Below are 16858 nucleotides of genomic sequence, written 5' to 3'. Positions count from 1 at the left end.
CCTCAGTCCCAGTCCAGTCCGCCACGGCGCCACTCGTACACGAAGGGCACCGTGATCAGGAAAATGAAGCCGAGCATCGCGATCAACCCGAACATGGCCAGCTCCGTGAACGTGACCGCCCACGGGTACAGGAAGACCACCTCGATGTCGAAGATGATGAAGGTCATCGCGACGAGGTAGTACTTGATCGGGAACTTGCCCATGCCGGTCGCGTGCGGGCTCGGCTGGATGCCGCACTCGTAGGCGTCGACCTTCACCTTGTTGTAACGCTTGGGACCGATGACGGCGGACGCGACGAGTCCGCCGACGGCCATGAGCAGCGCGAGCGCTGCCATCACCAGGATCGGGACGAAGGGGTTGGTCATCGGGTTCCTCGGCTCTTCCTCGCTGTGGCCGTCATGCTGCCGGCACGATCTTGGCCAGCGCGGTGATGATGCGGTCGGAGACATCCCCGCCGCGGGTGTCGTAGCTGTCCGAGAGCAGCTTGAGGACGAAGTTCATGAGGTGCTTGCGCGGGAGCCCGTAGGTGGTGCAGAGGCGCATCACCTCGGGGCGCTCGATCACCTTGACGAACTGGCGCCCGAGCTGGAAGTAGCCGCCCACGTCGTCGGCCATCCGGGTGGCGTAGGTCGCGAGCGTGCGCTCGCGCTCGGCCGCGGTCTCGCGTGCGAGGGCCTGGCCGATGACGTCGGCGGCGATCCGGCCGGCCTGCAGCCCGTAGGCGATGCCCTCGCCGTTGAACGGTGACACCATGCCGCCTGCGTCGCCGACGAGGATCAGCCCGCGCCGGTACAGCGGCTTGCGGTTGAAGGCCATGGGCAGGGCCGCGCCGCGGACCGGGCCGATCTGGTTCTCGGGGGTGAACTCCCACTCGGCAGGCGCGTTGCGCATCCAGGCCTCGAGCAGCGACCGGTAGTCGAGCTGGGTGGCCTTCGCGGTCGAGGAGACCGAGCCGAGGCCGACGTTCGCGGTGCCGTCACCGAGCGGGAAGATCCAGCCGTAGCCGGGCAGCAGCGCCGACTTGCGGGGCTCGCCCTCCCAGAGCTCGAGGTGCGACTCCATCCACTCGTCGTCGTGGCGAGGGGTGCGGAAGTAGGTGCGGACGGCGACACCCATCGGGCGGTTGTCGCTCTTGGCGATGCCCATCGAGGTGGCGAGCCGCGCGGAGACGCCATCGGCGGCGATGACCACGGGGGCTCGGAAGACCTGCTCGACGTCCTCACCAACGATCTTGCGGCCACGCGCATCGACCTTGCGGGCCGTGACGCCCACGATGCGGCCGGTGCGGTCGTCGACGACCGGGCCGGTGACGTTGATGCCCTCCATCAGCTTCGCGCCGGTGGCGCGTGCGTGGTGGGCGAGAGTCTGGTCCAGGCCCATGCGGGCCTTGGCGAGCCCGTAGGAGGGGTAGCGCTCGATCTCGGGCCACGGCAGGTGCAGGGTGTGGCCGCCCCCGATGACGCGCAGCCCCTTGTTGCGCATCCAGCCATCCTCGGGGCGCATCGGGACGCCCATCCGGACCAGCTCGGAGACCGCGCGCGGGGTCAGTCCGTCGCCGCAGACCTTGTCGCGCGGGAAGGTGGCCTTCTCCAGCAGCAGAACGGACCGGCCGGCCGCCGCCAGGTAATGGGCTGCCGAGGAACCGGCTGGACCAGCGCCGACGACGATCACGTCGGCGTCGTCGTCCACCTTCCGGACCACGTCAGCACCTGCCATTTCCAGCACGTCGGAGTTGTTAAAATCCCTGCTATTGCGCTAGTCGCTCACGGTTCCTGCACCGAACGCGCACGCCTTCCGACCTTAGCGCCGATCGGACTCGGGCCCTGCACCGACGTCCCCGATCGCCGGGCTGAAACGTGCGTGATCACGGCCTTGGCGCGCGGCCCCGCGGTGATGCACATCACGTCCGCAGATCCGCCGTCGTCCTCCCTTCGCCTCCCGCCCTCGACGACGTCTCGGCTCCCGGCCTCGGGGGTCTGCTGCGGAATCTCGGTCGACATCCCGCCGATCGCGGGCACAGTGGGGCGTGTGGCAGATCTCGTGACGATCGTCGGCCCGATCGCGGGCGGCAAGGGCGTGGTCTCGGCGCGTCTGGCCGCGCTCCTCGAGGAGCGGGGGTCGACGGCGGTGCTCGTCGATGTCGACGATGTCGCCGACATGGTGCGCGGCCGAGGCGCTGGCACCGCCTGGCTGTGGCCGGCCGCGCATGCGGTGCACGGCGCGCTCGTGGCCGGGTGGCTCGCGACCGCCGTCGACGTGGTGATCGCGGTAGGCAACATCTATGACGAGGAGGAGCAACGGGCGCTCGAGGTGGCTGTACCGGCTGCCGCCCGCGTGGTGAGGGTGGTGCTCGACGCTCCGCTGGCGGTGACCTGGGAGCGGGCCAACGGCGACCCTGCGCGAGGGATCTCACGCGAGCGGGGCTTCCACGAGCGCAGGCACGCCCGCTTCCGCGCACTCCTCCCGGCGATCCCCGCCGACCTCACCCTCGACACCACCACGTTGACACCCGAGGAGTCAGCGCGCGCCATCCTCGCCCACCTCTGACCTTCCAACGACATTCGCCCCCCGGCGGCGTTTGCCGTTCGCTCCGTACGCAACCCGCGCGTGCACAGAGCACGCTAAGCACGCATACAGCGGGTGGGCTGGGGATCAGCGCCGGCCGCCGGGTCAGCGCGCGGACGGTCGGTCAGGGCTGGGACAGTCGGGACACCGGCGGGGTTGGCCTCGCCAGCCGCGGCGGCGGAGAATCTTGGCGATCCAGTGGGCGGTACGGCACGGCGTGGAGAACACGAGTCCGTACGTGACGCGGGCGGTCGGCGCTCCAGAGTCGGCCATCTCGGCGAGGTCGCGGGCAGCGTCCTGGTCACGAGCCGCCGCGGAGCTGTGGAACGCGAGGCCGTCGAGCTCGACGATCAGGTCGTACCGGAGGTAACGCACGTCCTGGTGGGTGAGGAATCCGGTCGCTTCGCTGACGTGCTGCCGATCTGGCCGCGGCAGCCCGTGCGGCCGCTCCACACGGTCGCGGTAGCCGCGCTCGAGCACGGAGCAGATCCCGTCGCGGACATCGGTGAGCATGTCCGTGAGCAACCTACGCCCACCGATGCGCCGGCGCTCCTCGAGTGCTGCGAGGATCCGGTCCACCGTGGTCTCGCGCGAGCTCACCGACTGGACGAGCGTGGCAAAGGCGCCGGCGACGTCGTCACCGCGGACTCGCTTCGACATCACGTCGAGCGTGGCGTGCTCGATCCCGACCCGCGGTGGCGAGCGCTGCCATCGCACCCGCCGATCCAGCTGTTCGATCCGACGCACCCGCACTCCCGCGGGCGCCTGTACGGTTCGCCCGGGCCCGATGGCGATGTCGATCCTGCCCGGCGGCGGGCCCGGCAGCGCCGACTCGTCCGCGAGCGCCGCCGGCCAGAGCGCCACCACCGCCACCCACTCGCGTTGCCTCCGGGTCAAGGGGCCGGTGTGGTCGATGTAGACGCCCCGGTGCACACGCCGCAGCTCGCGCCTGCGCACCATCCGATCGACGTCGTGCTGCTGCGCGCCCAGCTCGCTGAGCTGGCGCCACGCGATGACGCCATCCTGCGCGTGCAGCGCCTCCCGCAGCGCTGGATCTCCGAGGTCGACGCGTGCCATCCGGCCACGCTGGCACCGCGCACGCTTCGCCGCCCGGCACGCCAGAGGGGTGCTGTGGACAGTGGCGCATCGCGCGACCCCTGTGGACAACCTCCCGGTCTCAACGACGTCTCGCCCGCCAGCGCGCGCAGTCGTGCGCTCCGTAAGCGCCCGATGCGTACGCAGCGCACGCCAACGCGGTGGAGGGCGGGGCCGGAGGGCGGGGCCGCCCAGCGCTGTTGGCGCGACGGCCCAAGGAGCAGGTCGTCACCGTCGGGTGAGCATGGTGGTCCAGCGGACCTCGCGTGCGCTCCGTACGCACCCCACACGTACGCAGCGCACGCCAGCACGGTGGAGGGCGGGGCCGCCCAGCGCTGACGCTGCGGCGCGGGGCCAGCGGCTGCGTGCGCAGCGCACGTTGACGGGGCGGGCGGCGGAGGTGCGGGAGGCGGGGGCGTCGGCAGGCGACGCGACCGGCAGGCGCGGGGACCGACAGACGACACGACCGACAGGCGACACCACCGGTGCCCGCACGACCGGCAGGCGACACCACCGGTGCCCGCACGACCGGCAGGCGACACCACCGGTGCCCGCACGACCGACAGGCGACACCACCGGTGCCCGCACGACCGGCAGGCGACACCACCGGTGCCCGCACGACCGGCAGGCGACACCACCGGTGCCGGCACGACCGGCAGGCCGCACGACCGGCAGGCCGACACGACCGGCAGCCCGCGGGCCGCGGTCAGAAGCTCAGGAAGCCGGCTTGCTCGCGCGGTGCAGGGCGACGACGCCGCCGAAGAGGTTGCGGTAGGCGACCTTGATCCAGCCTGCGCCGGCGATCTTGCGGGCGAGCGCGCGCTGGTCGGGCCAGGCGGCGATCGACTCGTTCAGGTACTCGTACGCATCGCTGTTGGAGGACACCGCGCGCGCCACGAGCGGCAGCACGTTGGCGTTGTAGAACCGGTAGCCGGCGCGCCAGAGGGCGTTCGGGGGCGTGGAGAACTCGCAGATCACGAGCCGGCCACCGGGCTTGGTGACCCGGAACATCTCCGACAGCGCCTTGTCGACCTCGACGACGTTCCGCAGCCCGAACGAGATCGTGACCGCGTCGAACTCGCCGTCGGAGAACGGCAGGTCGGTCGCGTCGCCGACGACGAAGGGCAGGTCCGGGCGGCGGCGTCGCCCCACCTCGACCATGCCGGGCGAGAAGTCGCAGGGCACGACGTCGACGCCGGCGTCGGCGAGCGGCTCGCTCGAGGTGCCGGTCCCGGCGGCGAGGTCGAGCACCCGCTCCCCCGGCAGCGCGTCGATCGCCTTGACCGTCTCGCGGCGCCAGAGCCGGTCGAGCCCGAAGGTGAGCACGTCGTTGGTGAGGTCGTAGTTCTTGGCGACTCCGTCGAACATGCCGGAGACGGCAGCGGGGTCCTTGTCGAGATCGGCGCGGGGCATGCCCCCAGTCTCGCGCATACCGGGCAGGCGGCGAATATTGCCGGGCGCTCGGGCGAGCGCTCCTGCCAGGATCGGCGGATGGCAACATCCCCGAGCGCCGTGGTCGACCACTCCGCGCACACCCGGTTCAGCGATCCGGGCGAGCACGCCGCGCTGCTGGCGGCGCTCCCCACCGACCCGCCTGCCATGGCTGCGGTCGCGAGGAACGTGATCGTGCACTACCGATCGGACGGCCTCGACCTGCCCGCCCGCACCCGCGACGACATCAACCTGCGGTGGGTCGAGGCGATGCTCCACACCGACCAGGAACGCCACGGCACCGCGCTCGCCGAGCCGCGCGAGGCCACCGCCCGGCTGCAGGGGTGCTGCCGCGACCACAGCCTGCTGTGCGTCTCGGCGCTGCGGACGAACGGCGTCCCCGCCCGCACCCGCGTGGGTTACGCCGGCTACTTCCACAGCGACTGGCACGCCGACCACGTGGTCGTGGAGGCCTGGATCGAGGGGCGCTGGCGCCGTTTCGACCCTGAGATCGAGGGCGGCTTCGAGGCGCTGCCCGAGCCGATGGACATGCCGACGGCGGAGCTCGGCTCGACCGGGTTCGTCACCGCCGCCCAGGTCTGGGCAGGGTTCAGGGCGGGGGCTCTCGACGCCGATACCTACGGGGTGGACAAGAGCCTCCCGGACCTGCGCGGCGAGCGGTTCGTCTTCGACGAGGTCATCTACGAGGTCGCGCACCGGTTCGGGGACGAGCTGCTGCTGTGGGACGCGTGGGGCCGGATCGCCGCCCCCGGGACGCCGGTCAGCGCTGCCGACGCCGCGTGGATGGACGAGACCGCGGCGCTGCTGCTGGCCGCCGACGCCGGCGACCTCGAGGCCGAGGCCTCGCTGCTCGAGCGCTACCGCTCCGACGACGGTCTCCACCCGGGCTCCGAGATCCTCTCCGCCTCCCCTGTCGCGGACGGCGTGGTGCAGGTCTCGCTCGACCGCTGACGTCGCCGCGCCGCATCCGCTGCCCGACGTTCCCGCGCCGGACGAGCCTCCAATAGACACAATCATCGGCGTTCGCCTACTATTGTGTCTATGTCCGCCTTGTCCGTTGCAGAGGCCGCCGAACGGCTCGGGGTCTCCCGCGCCCGCGTCCACCACATGATCGATGCGGGCGACCTGGACGTGCAGCGCGTCGGCCGGCAATGGGCGATCGACCCCGCCTCGCTACCGAGGTCGCGGGTTCCCGCTGGACGGCCCATGAGTCAGCGCATCGCCTGGGCGCTGCTGCTCGCCGATGCAGAGCACGGCGACCCGTGGCTCGGATCAGATGAGGCATATCGGCTGCGTCGCAGGGTGGCCCAGTGGCGCGCCAGCGGAGCTCCGCTCGACCGGCTCCGTTCCTGGCTGGCCTCGCGGGCGCCGGTGATGTACCTGGCTGCCCAGGACGCCGAAGCGGTCGGTCACGACCATCGCTTCGTTGCTTCCGGCGTCAGCGACCCCCGCTCCGGCATCTCGGCCGCCACCATGGCTGAGGGCTACGTGCACCAGGACGAGGCGCCAGGTCTGATCGCCGACCACTTGCTGGTGCCCGCCCCGCGGGCGCGCGCGAACGTCGTGCTCAGGCTGAGTCCGCTGGCCTTGCCGAACCCCGTGCCCGACCTTGTGGTGATCGCAGACCTCGCGGACCACGATGGCGCGCGCGAGCACGAGAAGGCACGCGACATGTTGTGGCAGTGGCAGCATGACCGCCCGCAGCCCCCGCAGGAGGGCCGCCAGCGGTGAGCGTGACCATGCCGCCGATGACCGCGGCCCAGACGATCGCGTGGCACGCCCTTCTCGACCTGTACGAGCGCAAGCCGACAGGTTGGACGCTGGTCGGCGGCCAGATGGTCTACCTGCATTGCGCGGAGCGCGGCGGCACGCCCGTGCGACCGACAGACGACGCCGACACGGTGCTCGACGTCCGTGCCGACCCGGGAATCCTGCGCGACGTCACCTCGCAGCTCGTCAGCCTGGGCTTCGAGCCCGAAGGCACCTCGCCTCAGGGACATCAGCATCGATGGCGCAAGGGCGCTGCCGTCATCGACGTCCTCATCCCGGAGAACCTGGGCGAGCGAGCCTCGTCCCGCACCGGCGCCGGCGGCGGGACCACCATCGCCACACCGGCGGCCCAGCAGGCCCTCGACCGCACCATGGCCGTCGCGGTGAGCGTCGGCGGCCGGCAGGGGGTGGGTGCGGCGCCCCAGCCTGCTGGGGAGCCTGGTCGCCAAGGCCGCCGCCTACGGCGTCCCGTTGGACCGCGCCCGTACCCGCCACCTCACCGACCTCCTGGTGCTTGCCACGCTCGTGCGCCCTGACGACCAGCTCGGGCAAGCCACCAAGCGAGATCGCCGATACCTGGGCAATGCGCTCGGCGCCTTGGTGCACCACCCCGAGCTGGTCGCCGGGGTCGAAGGTGCCGCCGATGGCCTGGCGCGTGTGCGGCTGGCACTCGGGCTGACACTGGCGCCGACACCGCTGGCGGGCCAGTCAGGCACTGCACCGTTCGCGCCGAGGCGGCGCCCGAGGCGCTGATAGCCCGCCGCCTCGAACTCCGGCGGCAGGATGGCCGGCAAGACCGAGCCATCCTCAGGCCGTCGTGCAGGTCTCGCTCGACCGCTGAGCGCCCGTCGGGCGGACCCGGCACACTGAACTCTGTGCTCCCGTTCCTGCAGGACCTCGCCGAGCAGGCGGCCCGCGAGCTCGACCCCCGCTGGCACGCCTACCTCGAGACGGGCGCCGGTGCCGAGATCTCCCTGCACGAGGCCGAGCAGGCGTGGCACACCTACCGGCTGCGACCACGGGTGCTGCGCGCGGCGGGAGCGGCGAGCACCGCCGTCGAGATCCTCGGCACCCGGCTCGAGACGCCGGTGGCGGTGGGCCCCACCGCGTACCACCGGATGTTCCATGAGCAGGGCGAGGTGGCGACAGCGGCCGGGGCACGTGCCGCGGGGGCGCTGATGATCGCCTCCACGCGCGCCACGACGCCGCTCGCGTCGATCGCCGCCGCGGCCGGGCCGTGGTGGCTGCAGGTCTACCTGACGCGGGAGCGAGCGGCGATCGAGGGTCTGGTGGCGGAGGCGGCTGAGCTGGGAGCCTCGGCACTGGTGCTCACCGGGGACACCCCGGTCCTCAGCACCCGTGCCCGTGGCCGCGACTCGGTGGCGCAGATGCCGCTCGACTGGCACCAGGTCAACCTGGGCAGGCACCTTCGCCCGGAGGTCGACGCCATGCGGGCGATCGAGCAGGACCCTGCGGCCTCCCTCGAGGACATCGAGCGTCTCGCCGAGCTCTCGGGGCTGCCCGTGCTGGTCAAGGGCGTGCTGCGTGCCGACGACGCCGACGCGTGCCTCGCGGCCGGCGCCGCCGGGATCGTGGTGAGCAACCACGGCGGCCGGCAGCTCGACCGCGCCGTCGCCACGGCGTACGCGCTGCCCGAGGTGGTCGCGGCGGTCGGTGGGCGGGCACCGGTGCTGGTCGACGGCGGGATCCGGTCCGGCGTCGATGCCCTGGTGGCGCTGGCACTCGGTGCCGACGCGGTGCTGCTCGGCCGCCCGGTCGTGTGGGGTCTGGCCGCCGGGGGCTCCGAGGGCGTCACGACCGTGCTCGACGGCGTGACCGCCGACCTGGTGGAGGCGCTGTCCCTTGCTGGCGTCGCGGCTGTCGGAGCGCTCAGCGCCGCCGACGTGATCGCAGCCAGGCGGTAGCCGCCACCACCACCGAGAGCAGCACGCCCGCGGCGAAGACGTAGCCGATCGGGGTCCACTCGTCCTCCACGCAGCCTCCGACCATGTTGCCGTCGGCGTCGACGCCGTCCCAGCACATCCAGCCCGGGTCGGCGCTGGTCGCGGTCGCGAACGCACTCACGAGCAGCAGAGCAAGGGGAATCAGCACGAGCCGTGGGCGAAGAAGCGCGACAACGAGGGTCCCGATCCCCGCGATCACCGTCAGCCACAGCAGCACGCGTGAGGGCGGGACACCGACGACGCCGTTCGCTCCGGCGAACCAGGGCCAGACCGCCCCGACCATCAGGCAAGCGATCGCCAGCATGCCCACCCAGTAGGCGGGGTCGCGAAAGATCCGTGCCGGCGTCGTCATGGTGAGAACAGTGTGGCGGGCACCCGGAGGTTTGCGTCGATCTTCGGGGGGGTCCGGGCAGAGGTGCCCACCCGATTCGGCGCGGCGGGAGCGGCCGCCTACGCTGGCCCCTGATGTCTCTGCCGCTGGCCCACACGCTCGTCGCCCGCACCGTCGAGGTGCCAGACGTCGGCAACCTGCTCGATCTGCTGCCCTCCCCCGACCTCGGTGACGCGCTGTCGTGGGTACGCCGCGGCGACGGCCTGATCGGCATCGGCGAGCTGACGCGGTTCCGGACCGCCGGCGACGTCCGGTTCTCCGACGCCGACGCGGCGTGGTCCGACCTCGTGGCGGGCGCTGTGGTGCGTGACGCGGTCAGGCTGCCCGGGACCGGACCTGTCTGCTTCGGCTCGTTCGCGTTCTCGCGCCACTCCCGGGCCGGCGGGGTGCTGGTGGTCCCGGAGATCGTCGTGGGCCGCCGTGACGGCGTCAGCTGGGTGACGACGATGACCGCCGGCGCCCTGGCTCCCGCCGGTGACGCCGCCGATCTGCTGCCGCGGGTGGCGCCGATGCGCCCCGCGGTCGGGGCCTCCTTCGCCGACGGTGCGCTGGCGCGCGCGGACTGGCAGGACAGCGTCCGGGAGGTCATCGACGTGATCCGCTCGGGCGCCGTCGGCAAGGTCGTGATGGCGCGTGACGTGATCGCCGAGCTGGACGGCGAGCCCGACGCCCGCCGGGTGCTCGGCCGACTGTCGCAGGACTACCAGAGCTGCTGGACGTTCGCCGTCGACGGCATGATCGGTGCCACGCCCGAGCTGCTGGTGCGCCGTGAGCGCGGGCTGCTCTCCTCGCGCGTGCTCGCCGGGACGATCCAGCGCACCGGTGACGACGAGAGCGATCTCGCGCGCGCGGGCTCGCTCGCACGGTCCTCGAAGGACCTCGAGGAGCACGAGTTCGCCGTCGACTCCCTCACGGCCTCGCTCGGGCCGTTCGTGTCCTCGACCTCGGCGCCCGAGACACCCTCGGTGCTGCACCTGCCCAACGTGATGCACCTGGCGACCGATGTCACCGCCGTCCTGCAGCCTGAGCACGCGAGCATGAGCTCGCTGGCGGTCGCGGCCGCGCTGCACCCCACCGCCGCCGTCTGCGGCACGCCCACGATGCGCGCCGCCGATGTCATCGCTGAGCACGAGCGCATGGATCGCTCCCGCTACGCCGCGCCCGTGGGGTGGATGGGGGCCGACGGCGACGGCGAGTGGGGCATCGCGCTGCGCTCAGCGGCCGTCACCGGGCCGAGGACGCTGCGGCTGTTCGCGGGCTGCGGCATCGTGGCCGCCTCCGACCCCGCCGCCGAGCTGGCGGAGTCGGAGGCCAAGCTGTCACCGATGCGTGACGCCCTGAGCTGAGCGGGCGGGCCGGAGGGTCAGCCTTCCTCGCGGGTGGCGAGGGTGACCGTGAGGTCGATGCTCTCGCCGTCGCGAATGACCGTGAGGGTGACCTCGTCGCCCGAGGCGTACTGGCGCACGAACCCGGTGAGCGACTCGGCGCTGCCGACGGAGCTGTCGTCGATCGCGACGATCACGTCACCTGGCTGCAGCCCGGCGCCGGCGGCGGGGGTGTCCGGCACGACCTCGACGACCTGCGCGCCCTGACGGGTGACGCCGTCGGCGGTCCCCTCCCCCTCGTTCAGCGTGACGCCGAGGAAGGCGTGCTCGGCGCGGCCGTCGGCGATCAGCTGGTCGGCGATCGTGGTGGCGAGGTCGACCGGGATCGCGAACCCGAGGCCGATGCTGCCGGACTGCCCACCGGTGAGGGTGGCGATCGAGGACGTGATCCCGATGACCAGCCCCTGCGAGTCGAACAGCGGGCCGCCGGAGTTGCCGGGGTTGATGGCGGCGTCGATCTGGATCGCGTTGGTCACGGTGGCGCTGCTGGAGCCCTCGGCGGACGCCGTGACCGGGCGGTCCAGCGCCGAGACGATCCCGGTCGTCACGGTGCTGTCGAGGCCGAGCGGGTTGCCGACAGCCATCACGCTCTCGCCGACGCCCAGGTCCTCAGATGTGCCGAGCGTGGCCGGCGTGAGGTCGTCCGGCGGGTCGGCGAGCTCGAGGACGGCGAGGTCGGTGGTCGGGTCCGTACCCACCACGGTGGCCTCGTAGAGACGGCCGTCGGAGAGCATCACCTGCACGGTCTCCGCGCCGGCGACCACGTGGTTGTTGGTCAGGATGTGGCCCTCCGCATCGAGGATGACACCGGAACCGGCACCCTCGCCCTGCGTCGTCCGCACGCTGATCGCGACCACGCTCGGACGGACGGCCGCGGCGACCGCCTCCCAGTCGGGGCTGCCGTCGGCGTTGGCCGAGATGCCCTGCACCTGAGTGAGACCGGCGCCCTGGTCCGCGCCCGTGACAGCGGCGTCGTCACGCATGAGGTAGGCGGTGCTGCCGGATGCGAGCACGGCGGCCAGCGCGGCCGCCGTGACGGCGGTCAGCACGGGCCGGGGCTTGCGAGGCTGCGGCGGCTTGGGGCCGTGCTGCTGTGCGGGCGGGTGCGGTGGCGCGGGAGGCTGCGAGCTGAAGTTGAAGGGTGCCGGGTTGACCGGCGCGGCGGGGGTCGGGGTTCCCGACGCCGGATCTGTCGCTCCCGCGGCGAGGGATCCACCCTCGTACCCGCGGTACGGGTTGTTGTTCTCGAACTGCTGCGTGCCCATCGGTGCCTCCTGGCTGGCCTGTGCTGATGGACCCATGTCACCCCCTGAACCTTCGCCAGGACCCCAGGCAGCCTGGATGTTTCCTGGGAATCCGGTGGACCGCCGTCAGGCGAGCGGACCGAGTGCCTGCTGGGGCGGTGCCTCCAGCCGCAGGCCCGTCAACGGGCCGAGCAGCTCCCGCTCCTCGTACCGGAAGTGGGACTCCATGATGGCGCCGACGCCGTCGAGATGTCCTCGTAGCGTCTCGGCGCTCGCGCCGGACTCGATTGCGTGGCGCAGCGCGGCGAGCAGGTGCTCGATCATGCTGTGGTCCTGCACGAGCTTCGCCACGACCCCCGCCAGCTCTGGCCGGTCGGCGAGCACGGCAGGGAACAGCGTGGTGTCCTCCGCACCGTGGTGACCGGTGAGCGCGGCGCAGAAGCCCCAGCAGTACAGGAGGACATCCGCGCCCTCGGTCGCGCCGTCGTCGACCCCCGCCTCGGCGAGCGTCAGCGCCTCACGGAGGCGATCGTGCACGGCCTGCATCTGCTCGGCCCAGGCGATCGGCTGCTGGTCGGAGTTCATCACGTGCTGGCAACTCTAAGACAGCCCGCTCGAAGACCCATGTCTCAGGGGCGTGGTCTGGTACTCCTCAGGGGTGGGAGCACGACGGCGAGCACAGGAGCAGCGATGAGGGCGAGCGACCCGGACCGGGCGAGCTATCGTCACGAGCTGCAGGCCACCTACCGGTACCTGCGGCTGTCGATCATCCTGCTGACCGGCCTGCTCGGGATCGCGGTGGGTCTGCAGATCCTCGCGGACGGCGGCAGCGTGCTGCCCTCGGTGAGCGCCTACTACTACACGCCCGCCCGTGCGGTGTTCGTCGCGAGCCTGTGCGCGGTGGGGGCGTGCATGGTGATCCACCGTGGTCGCAGCGACCTCGAGGACGTGCTGCTGAACTTCTCCGGCTACCTGGCGTTCTTCGTCGCGTTCGTGCCGACGGCGCGCAAGGAAGCCGTGGAGGGCCAGGGAACGGCGGTGATCCCCGAGGACTTCGTGGCCGCCGTCATCAACAACACGTGGGCGATCCTCATCGTGGGGGCGCTCGCGTTCGTCGTCGAGATGGTCGTGCTGCCGCAGCGGGAACGCTCGACCGGCACCCGCGGGGGCAAGGCCGCTCTCGTGGCCAGCGCTCTCGCGTACGTGGGGCTGCTCCTGTTCTTCCTGCTGGCGAGGCAGTCGTTCCTCGACTGGGGCCACGGGCTCGCCGCGATCGTGCTGTTCATCGGGATCATGGGGGTGGTCGGCGTCAACGGCATCGCGATGGCGCGGGCACGGCAGGAGGCGGGGCACACGAAGCGAACCCGCTGGTTCAACCGCTACACCTACGGGTTCCTGGGGATGCTGGTGTCCGCGATCCTGATCGTGGTGGCGGTGCGCCCGTTCGTGGAGCAATGGGTGTTCGTGCTCGAGGCCGCGCTGATCGCCCAGTTCCTCGGGTTCTGGATCACCCAGACCGTGGAACGCTGGACCGAGCCCGAGCCGCGTCAGGACGCGCTGGTGCCGGGCTGACGGGCAGCCGGCTAGGAGACGTCGCTCCCGAGAGTCGTGAGCTCGGGGTGGTCCTTGATGTACTGCGCGACCTCGTCGTCGGCGGCCACAGCGGCCATCAGCGCATCGAAGGGCTCCTGGTCGAGGACCACGATCGACTGGCCGTCGCTGCTCGTGTCGGTTCCGGCCACCGGCACGGTCATGAACGTCAGGTCGCCGGGTCGGATGTCTCGCAGGCTGAGCGCGAGGGTACGCATCTGCTCGATCTCGAAGCCCTCGTCGACGGCTACGGAGGAGGCCACCGTGCGCAGGAACGAGACGAGCTTGCCGGGGTTGGTGAGCACGTCGTTGTCGAAGGCGGCCTTGAGGATCGCGCGCATCCAGTTCTGCTGGCGCTGGACCCGGTCGAAGTCACCGCCGGAGAGCCCGTAGCGCTGGCGGACGTAGGCGAGTGCTTGCTCGCCGTTGAGGAGGTGCGTGCCGGGCTCGAGCTGCACACCGCCTTGGTTGAGCCCATCGGGGAGCGTGATCTCGACGCCGCCCAGCTCGTCGGTGAGCGCGGCGAAGGCCTCGAAGTCGGTGACGGCGAAGTGGTCGATGTGCACGCCGGTGAGCTGCTCGACAGTCTGGATCATCAACGGCGGGCCACCGAAGCTGAATGCCGCGTTGATCTTGTTCGTGCCGTACCCAGGGATCTCGACCCAGGAGTCACGCGGGATCGACATGACCTGGGCGGACTGCCGATCCCCCGGGAGGTGGACCAGCAGGATCGCATCGGTGCGCTGGGCGCCGAACTCCCACTGGGTCGGGTCGCCGGCCGAGATCCGGCTGTCGGAGCCGAGCACGAGGAAGTTGAGCGGGTCGGCCTCGCCCTCCTCGCCCTCCGCGCTGTTGGGCCGTTCAGTGAGTTCCTCGAACGGGTCCTCGAAGTAGTCGATCTCACCCTTGATCTGGGACTGGATCACGAGGCCGGCGATGGCAAGGCCCCCCGCGATCACAACCACGAGCAGACCCACGATCAATGCGACTGCGCTCTTGCGGCTCCTCCGACGCTTGCCGTGGCGGCGCCCAGGGCGATCCTCATTACCGGCGCGGCGCTCAGGCTCGGCGGGCATGCCGGGGCTCCGATCGCCGGCGTTGTCGTGGTCGGCCATGAGCCACCCCCTTCTCGTCGGGTCATCTTAGGCATCGACCTGCCCTCGGCCTGGCTTAGCCTGACCGGGTGCCGCTACCGAGTGATGTTGAGATGCCGCGGCGTGCCGACGGTCCGTTCCGGATCCTGACGGTCTGTACCGGCAACATCTGCCGATCGCCGCAGGCCGCTGCGCTGCTTCGTGCTCGGCTCCCCACGGCGCTCGGACCCGAGGTGGTGGAGCTGCTGGTGATGGAGAGCGCCGGCACCGCCGGCCTCGAAGGGTGGCCGATGGACGAGCACGCCGCTGCGGAGGCGATCTGCCTCGGGGTTACCGACACCGCAGCCCACCGAGCCCGGCGTCTCAGGGCTCCGATGGTCGAACAGGCCGACCTCGTACTGGGTCTCGAACGCAGTCACCGCGGCGCCGCGGTTCAGCTCGATCCCTCCGCCAACCGACGCGCCTTCACGCTCACCGAGTTCGCCGCGCTGCTGGAGACATTGGAGCCGGGTGAGGACGTGGCCATCCCGGAGCACGGCGCATCCCTGCAGGCCTTCCTGGCCGAGGTCGTCGGGGTCGCTGCCGCGAGACGAGGCTCGGTCGCCGCCACTCGCACGATCCGCTACGACATCGAGGACCCCTACCGGCGTGAACGAGCGATCTACCGCCGCTCAGCAGACACGATTACTGCCACCGTCGACGTGATCGTGGAGCGGCTGGGAACGCTCGCAGGGCCCTGACCACCTCTCGTGTTTCCGCGACCGATCGACTCCTGGCACTGCTGGCTACCCGCTCGTGAGAGCATGGCGCGTCGAGCACCGGCGGTCGGTGCCCCAACCTGAGAAGCAGCGTGGAACTCACTGACTACTTGCGGATCGTTCGGAAGAACTGGATCGCGATCATCGTGATCACGCTCCTTGGCATCGGCGCCGCCCTGACGTACTCGCTACTACAGACCCCGCAGTACTCGGCTACCACAAGGGTGTTCGTCTCCACGCAGTCCGGGGATACCGGCGCAGAACTCGCCCAGGGCAACAACTACACCCTCTCCCGCGTCAAGACGTACGCACAGATGGCAACGAGCGAACGGGTGCTCAGTGGCGTCGTAGAGACGCTCGAGCTCGATGTCAGTCCTTTTGACCTGGCGCAACATGTGAGCGCGACCACGATCATCGAGACGACGATCATTGAGATCACCGCCCTAGACGCCGACCCCGGACAATCTGCGGAGATTGCCGATCAGGCCGCAGCCAGCCTGGCTGCGGCCGTCGATGAGGTGGAAAGCGTCGGCGGCCAGCCGAGTCCGGTGCGACTGACGACGATCCAGAACGCGCGAGTCCCAGAGACTCCTATCAGCCCGCGGACCACTCTGAATATCGCGTTGGGGGCAGCCGTTGGACTGGTGATAGCGCTGGGACTTGCTGTGCTCCGCGAGGTTCTCGACACGCGAATTCGGTCAGCCCGCGACCTAGAAGCGGCGACGCCGCACCCCATCCTCGCGACGATCGCCTTCGATCCGAAGGCGAAGCAGCGGCACTTGGTCGTACACACGGAGCCGACGAGTCCCCGTGCTGAGGCGTACCGGACCCTCCGAACAAACCTCCAGTTCGTGCAGGTCGACGACAGGCACCGCACGTTCGTCGTGACATCGTCGATGCCGGAGGAGGGCAAGAGCACCACAAGCGCGAATCTCGCCCTCGCACTGGCTAGCGCCAACCAGACGGTGCTCCTCGTCGATGCCGACTTGCGCCGACCCCGACTGGACGAGTATCTCGGCATCGAAGGCTCGGTCGGTCTTACGGATGTGCTCATCGGACGCGCACGCATCACGGACACTGTCCAGCAGTGGGGCCGAGACCGCCTCTACGTACTTCCGGCTGGTCGCACACCCCCCAATCCCAGTGAACTGCTGGATTCCAAGGCGATGACGGCGCTACTCGAGCAACTGAGGCCCGAGTTTGACTGGGTCATCATCGACGCACCACCGCTCCTGCCCGTCACGGACGCCGCACTCCTCGCAGGCCGCTCGGCAGGCGTCCTCTTGACTGTAGCCGCCAACAAGACCACAGAGCATCAGTTGAAGGCGGCACTTGAGCACCTCAATACGGTGGACGCCGCAATCGCCGGCATCGTGTTCACCAAGGCTCCGGTGAAGGGACCGGATGCCTACATGTACGGCTACGAGCCTCGAACGGCGGATCGCCCTGACCACACCCCACGGAGTAGGCAAAGGATGTCACACGCACGGCCAAGAAGGACCCGGAAGCCAGCGACCCACGGCCTCCGACAGGCCACCAACGAGTAGCAG

At 70.8% G+C, this 16858-nt stretch carries 17 protein-coding genes; 9 read left to right on the top strand and 8 right to left on the bottom strand.

Annotation, left to right across the window (positions count from 1 at the left end):
- Nucleotides 1–2: 2 nt before the first annotated feature.
- Both GPA03_RS10905 and GPA03_RS10900 read right to left on the bottom strand, forming a co-directional pair.
- Nucleotides 3–365 carry an NADH-quinone oxidoreductase subunit A gene (locus GPA03_RS10905; RefSeq protein WP_156252058.1) on the bottom strand — a complete coding sequence of 121 codons (363 nt, stop codon included), beginning with the start codon at nt 363–365 and terminating at the stop codon, nt 3–5.
- A gap of 31 nt (nt 366–396) precedes the next feature.
- Nucleotides 397–1701 carry a geranylgeranyl reductase family protein gene (locus GPA03_RS10900; protein WP_421958417.1) on the bottom strand — a complete coding sequence of 435 codons (1305 nt, stop codon included), beginning with the start codon at nt 1699–1701 and terminating at the stop codon, nt 397–399.
- A gap of 327 nt (nt 1702–2028) precedes the next feature.
- On the opposite strand from GPA03_RS10900, the gene GPA03_RS10895 reads away from it, so the two are divergent.
- The gene (locus tag GPA03_RS10895) at nt 2029–2547 is read left to right on the top strand and encodes an AAA family ATPase (protein ID WP_156252056.1); all 519 of its coding nucleotides are present in this window, start codon (nt 2029–2031) and stop codon (nt 2545–2547) included.
- 123 nt (nt 2548–2670) lie between these two features.
- Here GPA03_RS10895 and GPA03_RS10890 read toward each other — a convergent pair whose 3' ends face one another.
- Both GPA03_RS10890 and GPA03_RS10885 read right to left on the bottom strand, forming a co-directional pair.
- Nucleotides 2671–3642 carry a hypothetical protein gene (locus GPA03_RS10890; RefSeq protein ID WP_206673523.1) on the bottom strand — a complete coding sequence of 324 codons (972 nt, stop codon included), beginning with the start codon at nt 3640–3642 and terminating at the stop codon, nt 2671–2673.
- A gap of 732 nt (nt 3643–4374) precedes the next feature.
- Complete coding sequence (locus GPA03_RS10885; RefSeq protein ID WP_156252055.1) at nt 4375–5073, bottom strand: demethylmenaquinone methyltransferase; 699 nt, start codon at nt 5071–5073, stop codon at nt 4375–4377.
- Between the two features lie 78 nt (nt 5074–5151).
- Here GPA03_RS10885 and GPA03_RS10880 point away from each other — a divergent pair, with 78 nt between their 5' ends.
- From GPA03_RS10880 to GPA03_RS10860, 4 genes are all read left to right on the top strand, one after another.
- Nucleotides 5152–6063, top strand: a complete 912-nt coding sequence (locus GPA03_RS10880; RefSeq protein ID WP_156252054.1) for a transglutaminase-like domain-containing protein — start codon at nt 5152–5154, stop codon at nt 6061–6063.
- Between the two features lie 90 nt (nt 6064–6153).
- Complete coding sequence (locus GPA03_RS10875; protein WP_156252053.1) at nt 6154–6843, top strand: helix-turn-helix domain-containing protein; 690 nt, start codon at nt 6154–6156, stop codon at nt 6841–6843.
- A 17-nt stretch (nt 6844–6860) separates the two neighbouring features.
- On the top strand, nt 6861–7418 hold the full coding sequence (locus tag GPA03_RS10870; RefSeq protein WP_156252052.1) for a hypothetical protein: 558 nt from the start codon (nt 6861–6863) through the stop codon (nt 7416–7418).
- A 339-nt stretch (nt 7419–7757) separates the two neighbouring features.
- Nucleotides 7758–8807, top strand: a complete 1050-nt coding sequence (locus GPA03_RS10860) for an alpha-hydroxy acid oxidase (protein WP_206673522.1) — start codon at nt 7758–7760, stop codon at nt 8805–8807.
- On the opposite strand, the gene GPA03_RS10855 is transcribed toward GPA03_RS10860, so the two are convergent.
- Nucleotides 8773–9198, bottom strand: coding sequence for a hypothetical protein (locus GPA03_RS10855; protein WP_156252050.1), 426 nt, complete (start codon nt 9196–9198; stop codon nt 8773–8775). The genes GPA03_RS10860 and GPA03_RS10855 overlap by 35 nt on opposite strands.
- A 113-nt stretch (nt 9199–9311) precedes the next feature.
- On the opposite strand from GPA03_RS10855, the gene GPA03_RS10850 reads away from it, so the two are divergent.
- Nucleotides 9312–10583, top strand: a complete 1272-nt coding sequence (locus GPA03_RS10850; RefSeq protein WP_156252049.1) for an isochorismate synthase — start codon at nt 9312–9314, stop codon at nt 10581–10583.
- A 17-nt stretch (nt 10584–10600) separates the two neighbouring features.
- Here the strand turns inward: GPA03_RS10850 and GPA03_RS10845 are convergent, their stop codons facing one another.
- Both GPA03_RS10845 and GPA03_RS10840 read right to left on the bottom strand, forming a co-directional pair.
- A complete protein-coding gene (locus tag GPA03_RS10845) occupies nt 10601–11887 on the bottom strand; it encodes a S1C family serine protease (protein ID WP_241681250.1) in 1287 nt (428 codons plus the stop codon).
- Nucleotides 11888–11992: 105 nt separating this feature from the next.
- Nucleotides 11993–12451 carry a hemerythrin domain-containing protein gene (locus GPA03_RS10840; RefSeq protein WP_206673557.1) on the bottom strand — a complete coding sequence of 153 codons (459 nt, stop codon included), beginning with the start codon at nt 12449–12451 and terminating at the stop codon, nt 11993–11995.
- A 105-nt stretch (nt 12452–12556) separates the two neighbouring features.
- On the opposite strand from GPA03_RS10840, the gene GPA03_RS10835 reads away from it, so the two are divergent.
- Nucleotides 12557–13438 carry a hypothetical protein gene (locus GPA03_RS10835; RefSeq protein ID WP_156252047.1) on the top strand — a complete coding sequence of 294 codons (882 nt, stop codon included), beginning with the start codon at nt 12557–12559 and terminating at the stop codon, nt 13436–13438.
- An 11-nt stretch (nt 13439–13449) separates the two neighbouring features.
- Here GPA03_RS10835 and GPA03_RS10830 read toward each other — a convergent pair whose 3' ends face one another.
- On the bottom strand, nt 13450–14571 hold the full coding sequence (locus GPA03_RS10830; protein ID WP_241681249.1) for an LCP family protein: 1122 nt from the start codon (nt 14569–14571) through the stop codon (nt 13450–13452).
- A gap of 92 nt (nt 14572–14663) precedes the next feature.
- Between GPA03_RS10830 and GPA03_RS10825 the strand changes: the two genes are divergently transcribed.
- Nucleotides 14664–15290, top strand: a complete 627-nt coding sequence (locus GPA03_RS10825; protein ID WP_156252046.1) for an arsenate reductase/protein-tyrosine-phosphatase family protein — start codon at nt 14664–14666, stop codon at nt 15288–15290.
- A 110-nt stretch (nt 15291–15400) separates the two neighbouring features.
- Nucleotides 15401–16855: a tyrosine-protein kinase domain-containing protein gene (locus GPA03_RS10820; RefSeq protein ID WP_156252045.1), complete on the top strand. Its 1455-nt coding sequence runs from the start codon at nt 15401–15403 to the stop codon at nt 16853–16855.
- Nucleotides 16856–16858 lie beyond the last annotated feature (3 nt).

Source organism: Pseudactinotalea terrae, from assembly GCF_009733845.1.
Taxonomy (GTDB): Bacteria; Actinomycetota; Actinomycetes; order Actinomycetales; family Beutenbergiaceae; genus Pseudactinotalea; species Pseudactinotalea terrae.
This window is presented reverse-complemented; position numbering and strand designations above follow the sequence as displayed.

Coding starts and splice junctions, on each gene's coding strand:
- GPA03_RS10850 (WP_156252049.1), top strand. CDS start 9,312: ATGTCTCTGCCGCTGGCCCACACGCTCGTCGCCCGCACCGTCGAGGTG.
- GPA03_RS10840 (WP_206673557.1), bottom strand. CDS start 12,451: ATGAACTCCGACCAGCAGCCGATCGCCTGGGCCGAGCAGATGCAGGCC.
- GPA03_RS10830 (WP_241681249.1), bottom strand. CDS start 14,571: ATGGCCGACCACGACAACGCCGGCGATCGGAGCCCCGGCATGCCCGCC.
- GPA03_RS10825 (WP_156252046.1), top strand. CDS start 14,664: ATGCCGCGGCGTGCCGACGGTCCGTTCCGGATCCTGACGGTCTGTACC.
- GPA03_RS10845 (WP_241681250.1), bottom strand. CDS start 11,887: ATGGGCACGCAGCAGTTCGAGAACAACAACCCGTACCGCGGGTACGAG.
- GPA03_RS10855 (WP_156252050.1), bottom strand. CDS start 9,198: ATGACGACGCCGGCACGGATCTTTCGCGACCCCGCCTACTGGGTGGGC.
- GPA03_RS10905 (WP_156252058.1), bottom strand. CDS start 365: ATGACCAACCCCTTCGTCCCGATCCTGGTGATGGCAGCGCTCGCGCTG.
- GPA03_RS10890 (WP_206673523.1), bottom strand. CDS start 3,642: ATGGCACGCGTCGACCTCGGAGATCCAGCGCTGCGGGAGGCGCTGCAC.
- GPA03_RS10870 (WP_156252052.1), top strand. CDS start 6,861: ATGACCGCGGCCCAGACGATCGCGTGGCACGCCCTTCTCGACCTGTAC.
- GPA03_RS10885 (WP_156252055.1), bottom strand. CDS start 5,073: ATGCCCCGCGCCGATCTCGACAAGGACCCCGCTGCCGTCTCCGGCATG.
- GPA03_RS10880 (WP_156252054.1), top strand. CDS start 5,152: ATGGCAACATCCCCGAGCGCCGTGGTCGACCACTCCGCGCACACCCGG.
- GPA03_RS10835 (WP_156252047.1), top strand. CDS start 12,557: ATGAGGGCGAGCGACCCGGACCGGGCGAGCTATCGTCACGAGCTGCAG.
- GPA03_RS10875 (WP_156252053.1), top strand. CDS start 6,154: ATGTCCGCCTTGTCCGTTGCAGAGGCCGCCGAACGGCTCGGGGTCTCC.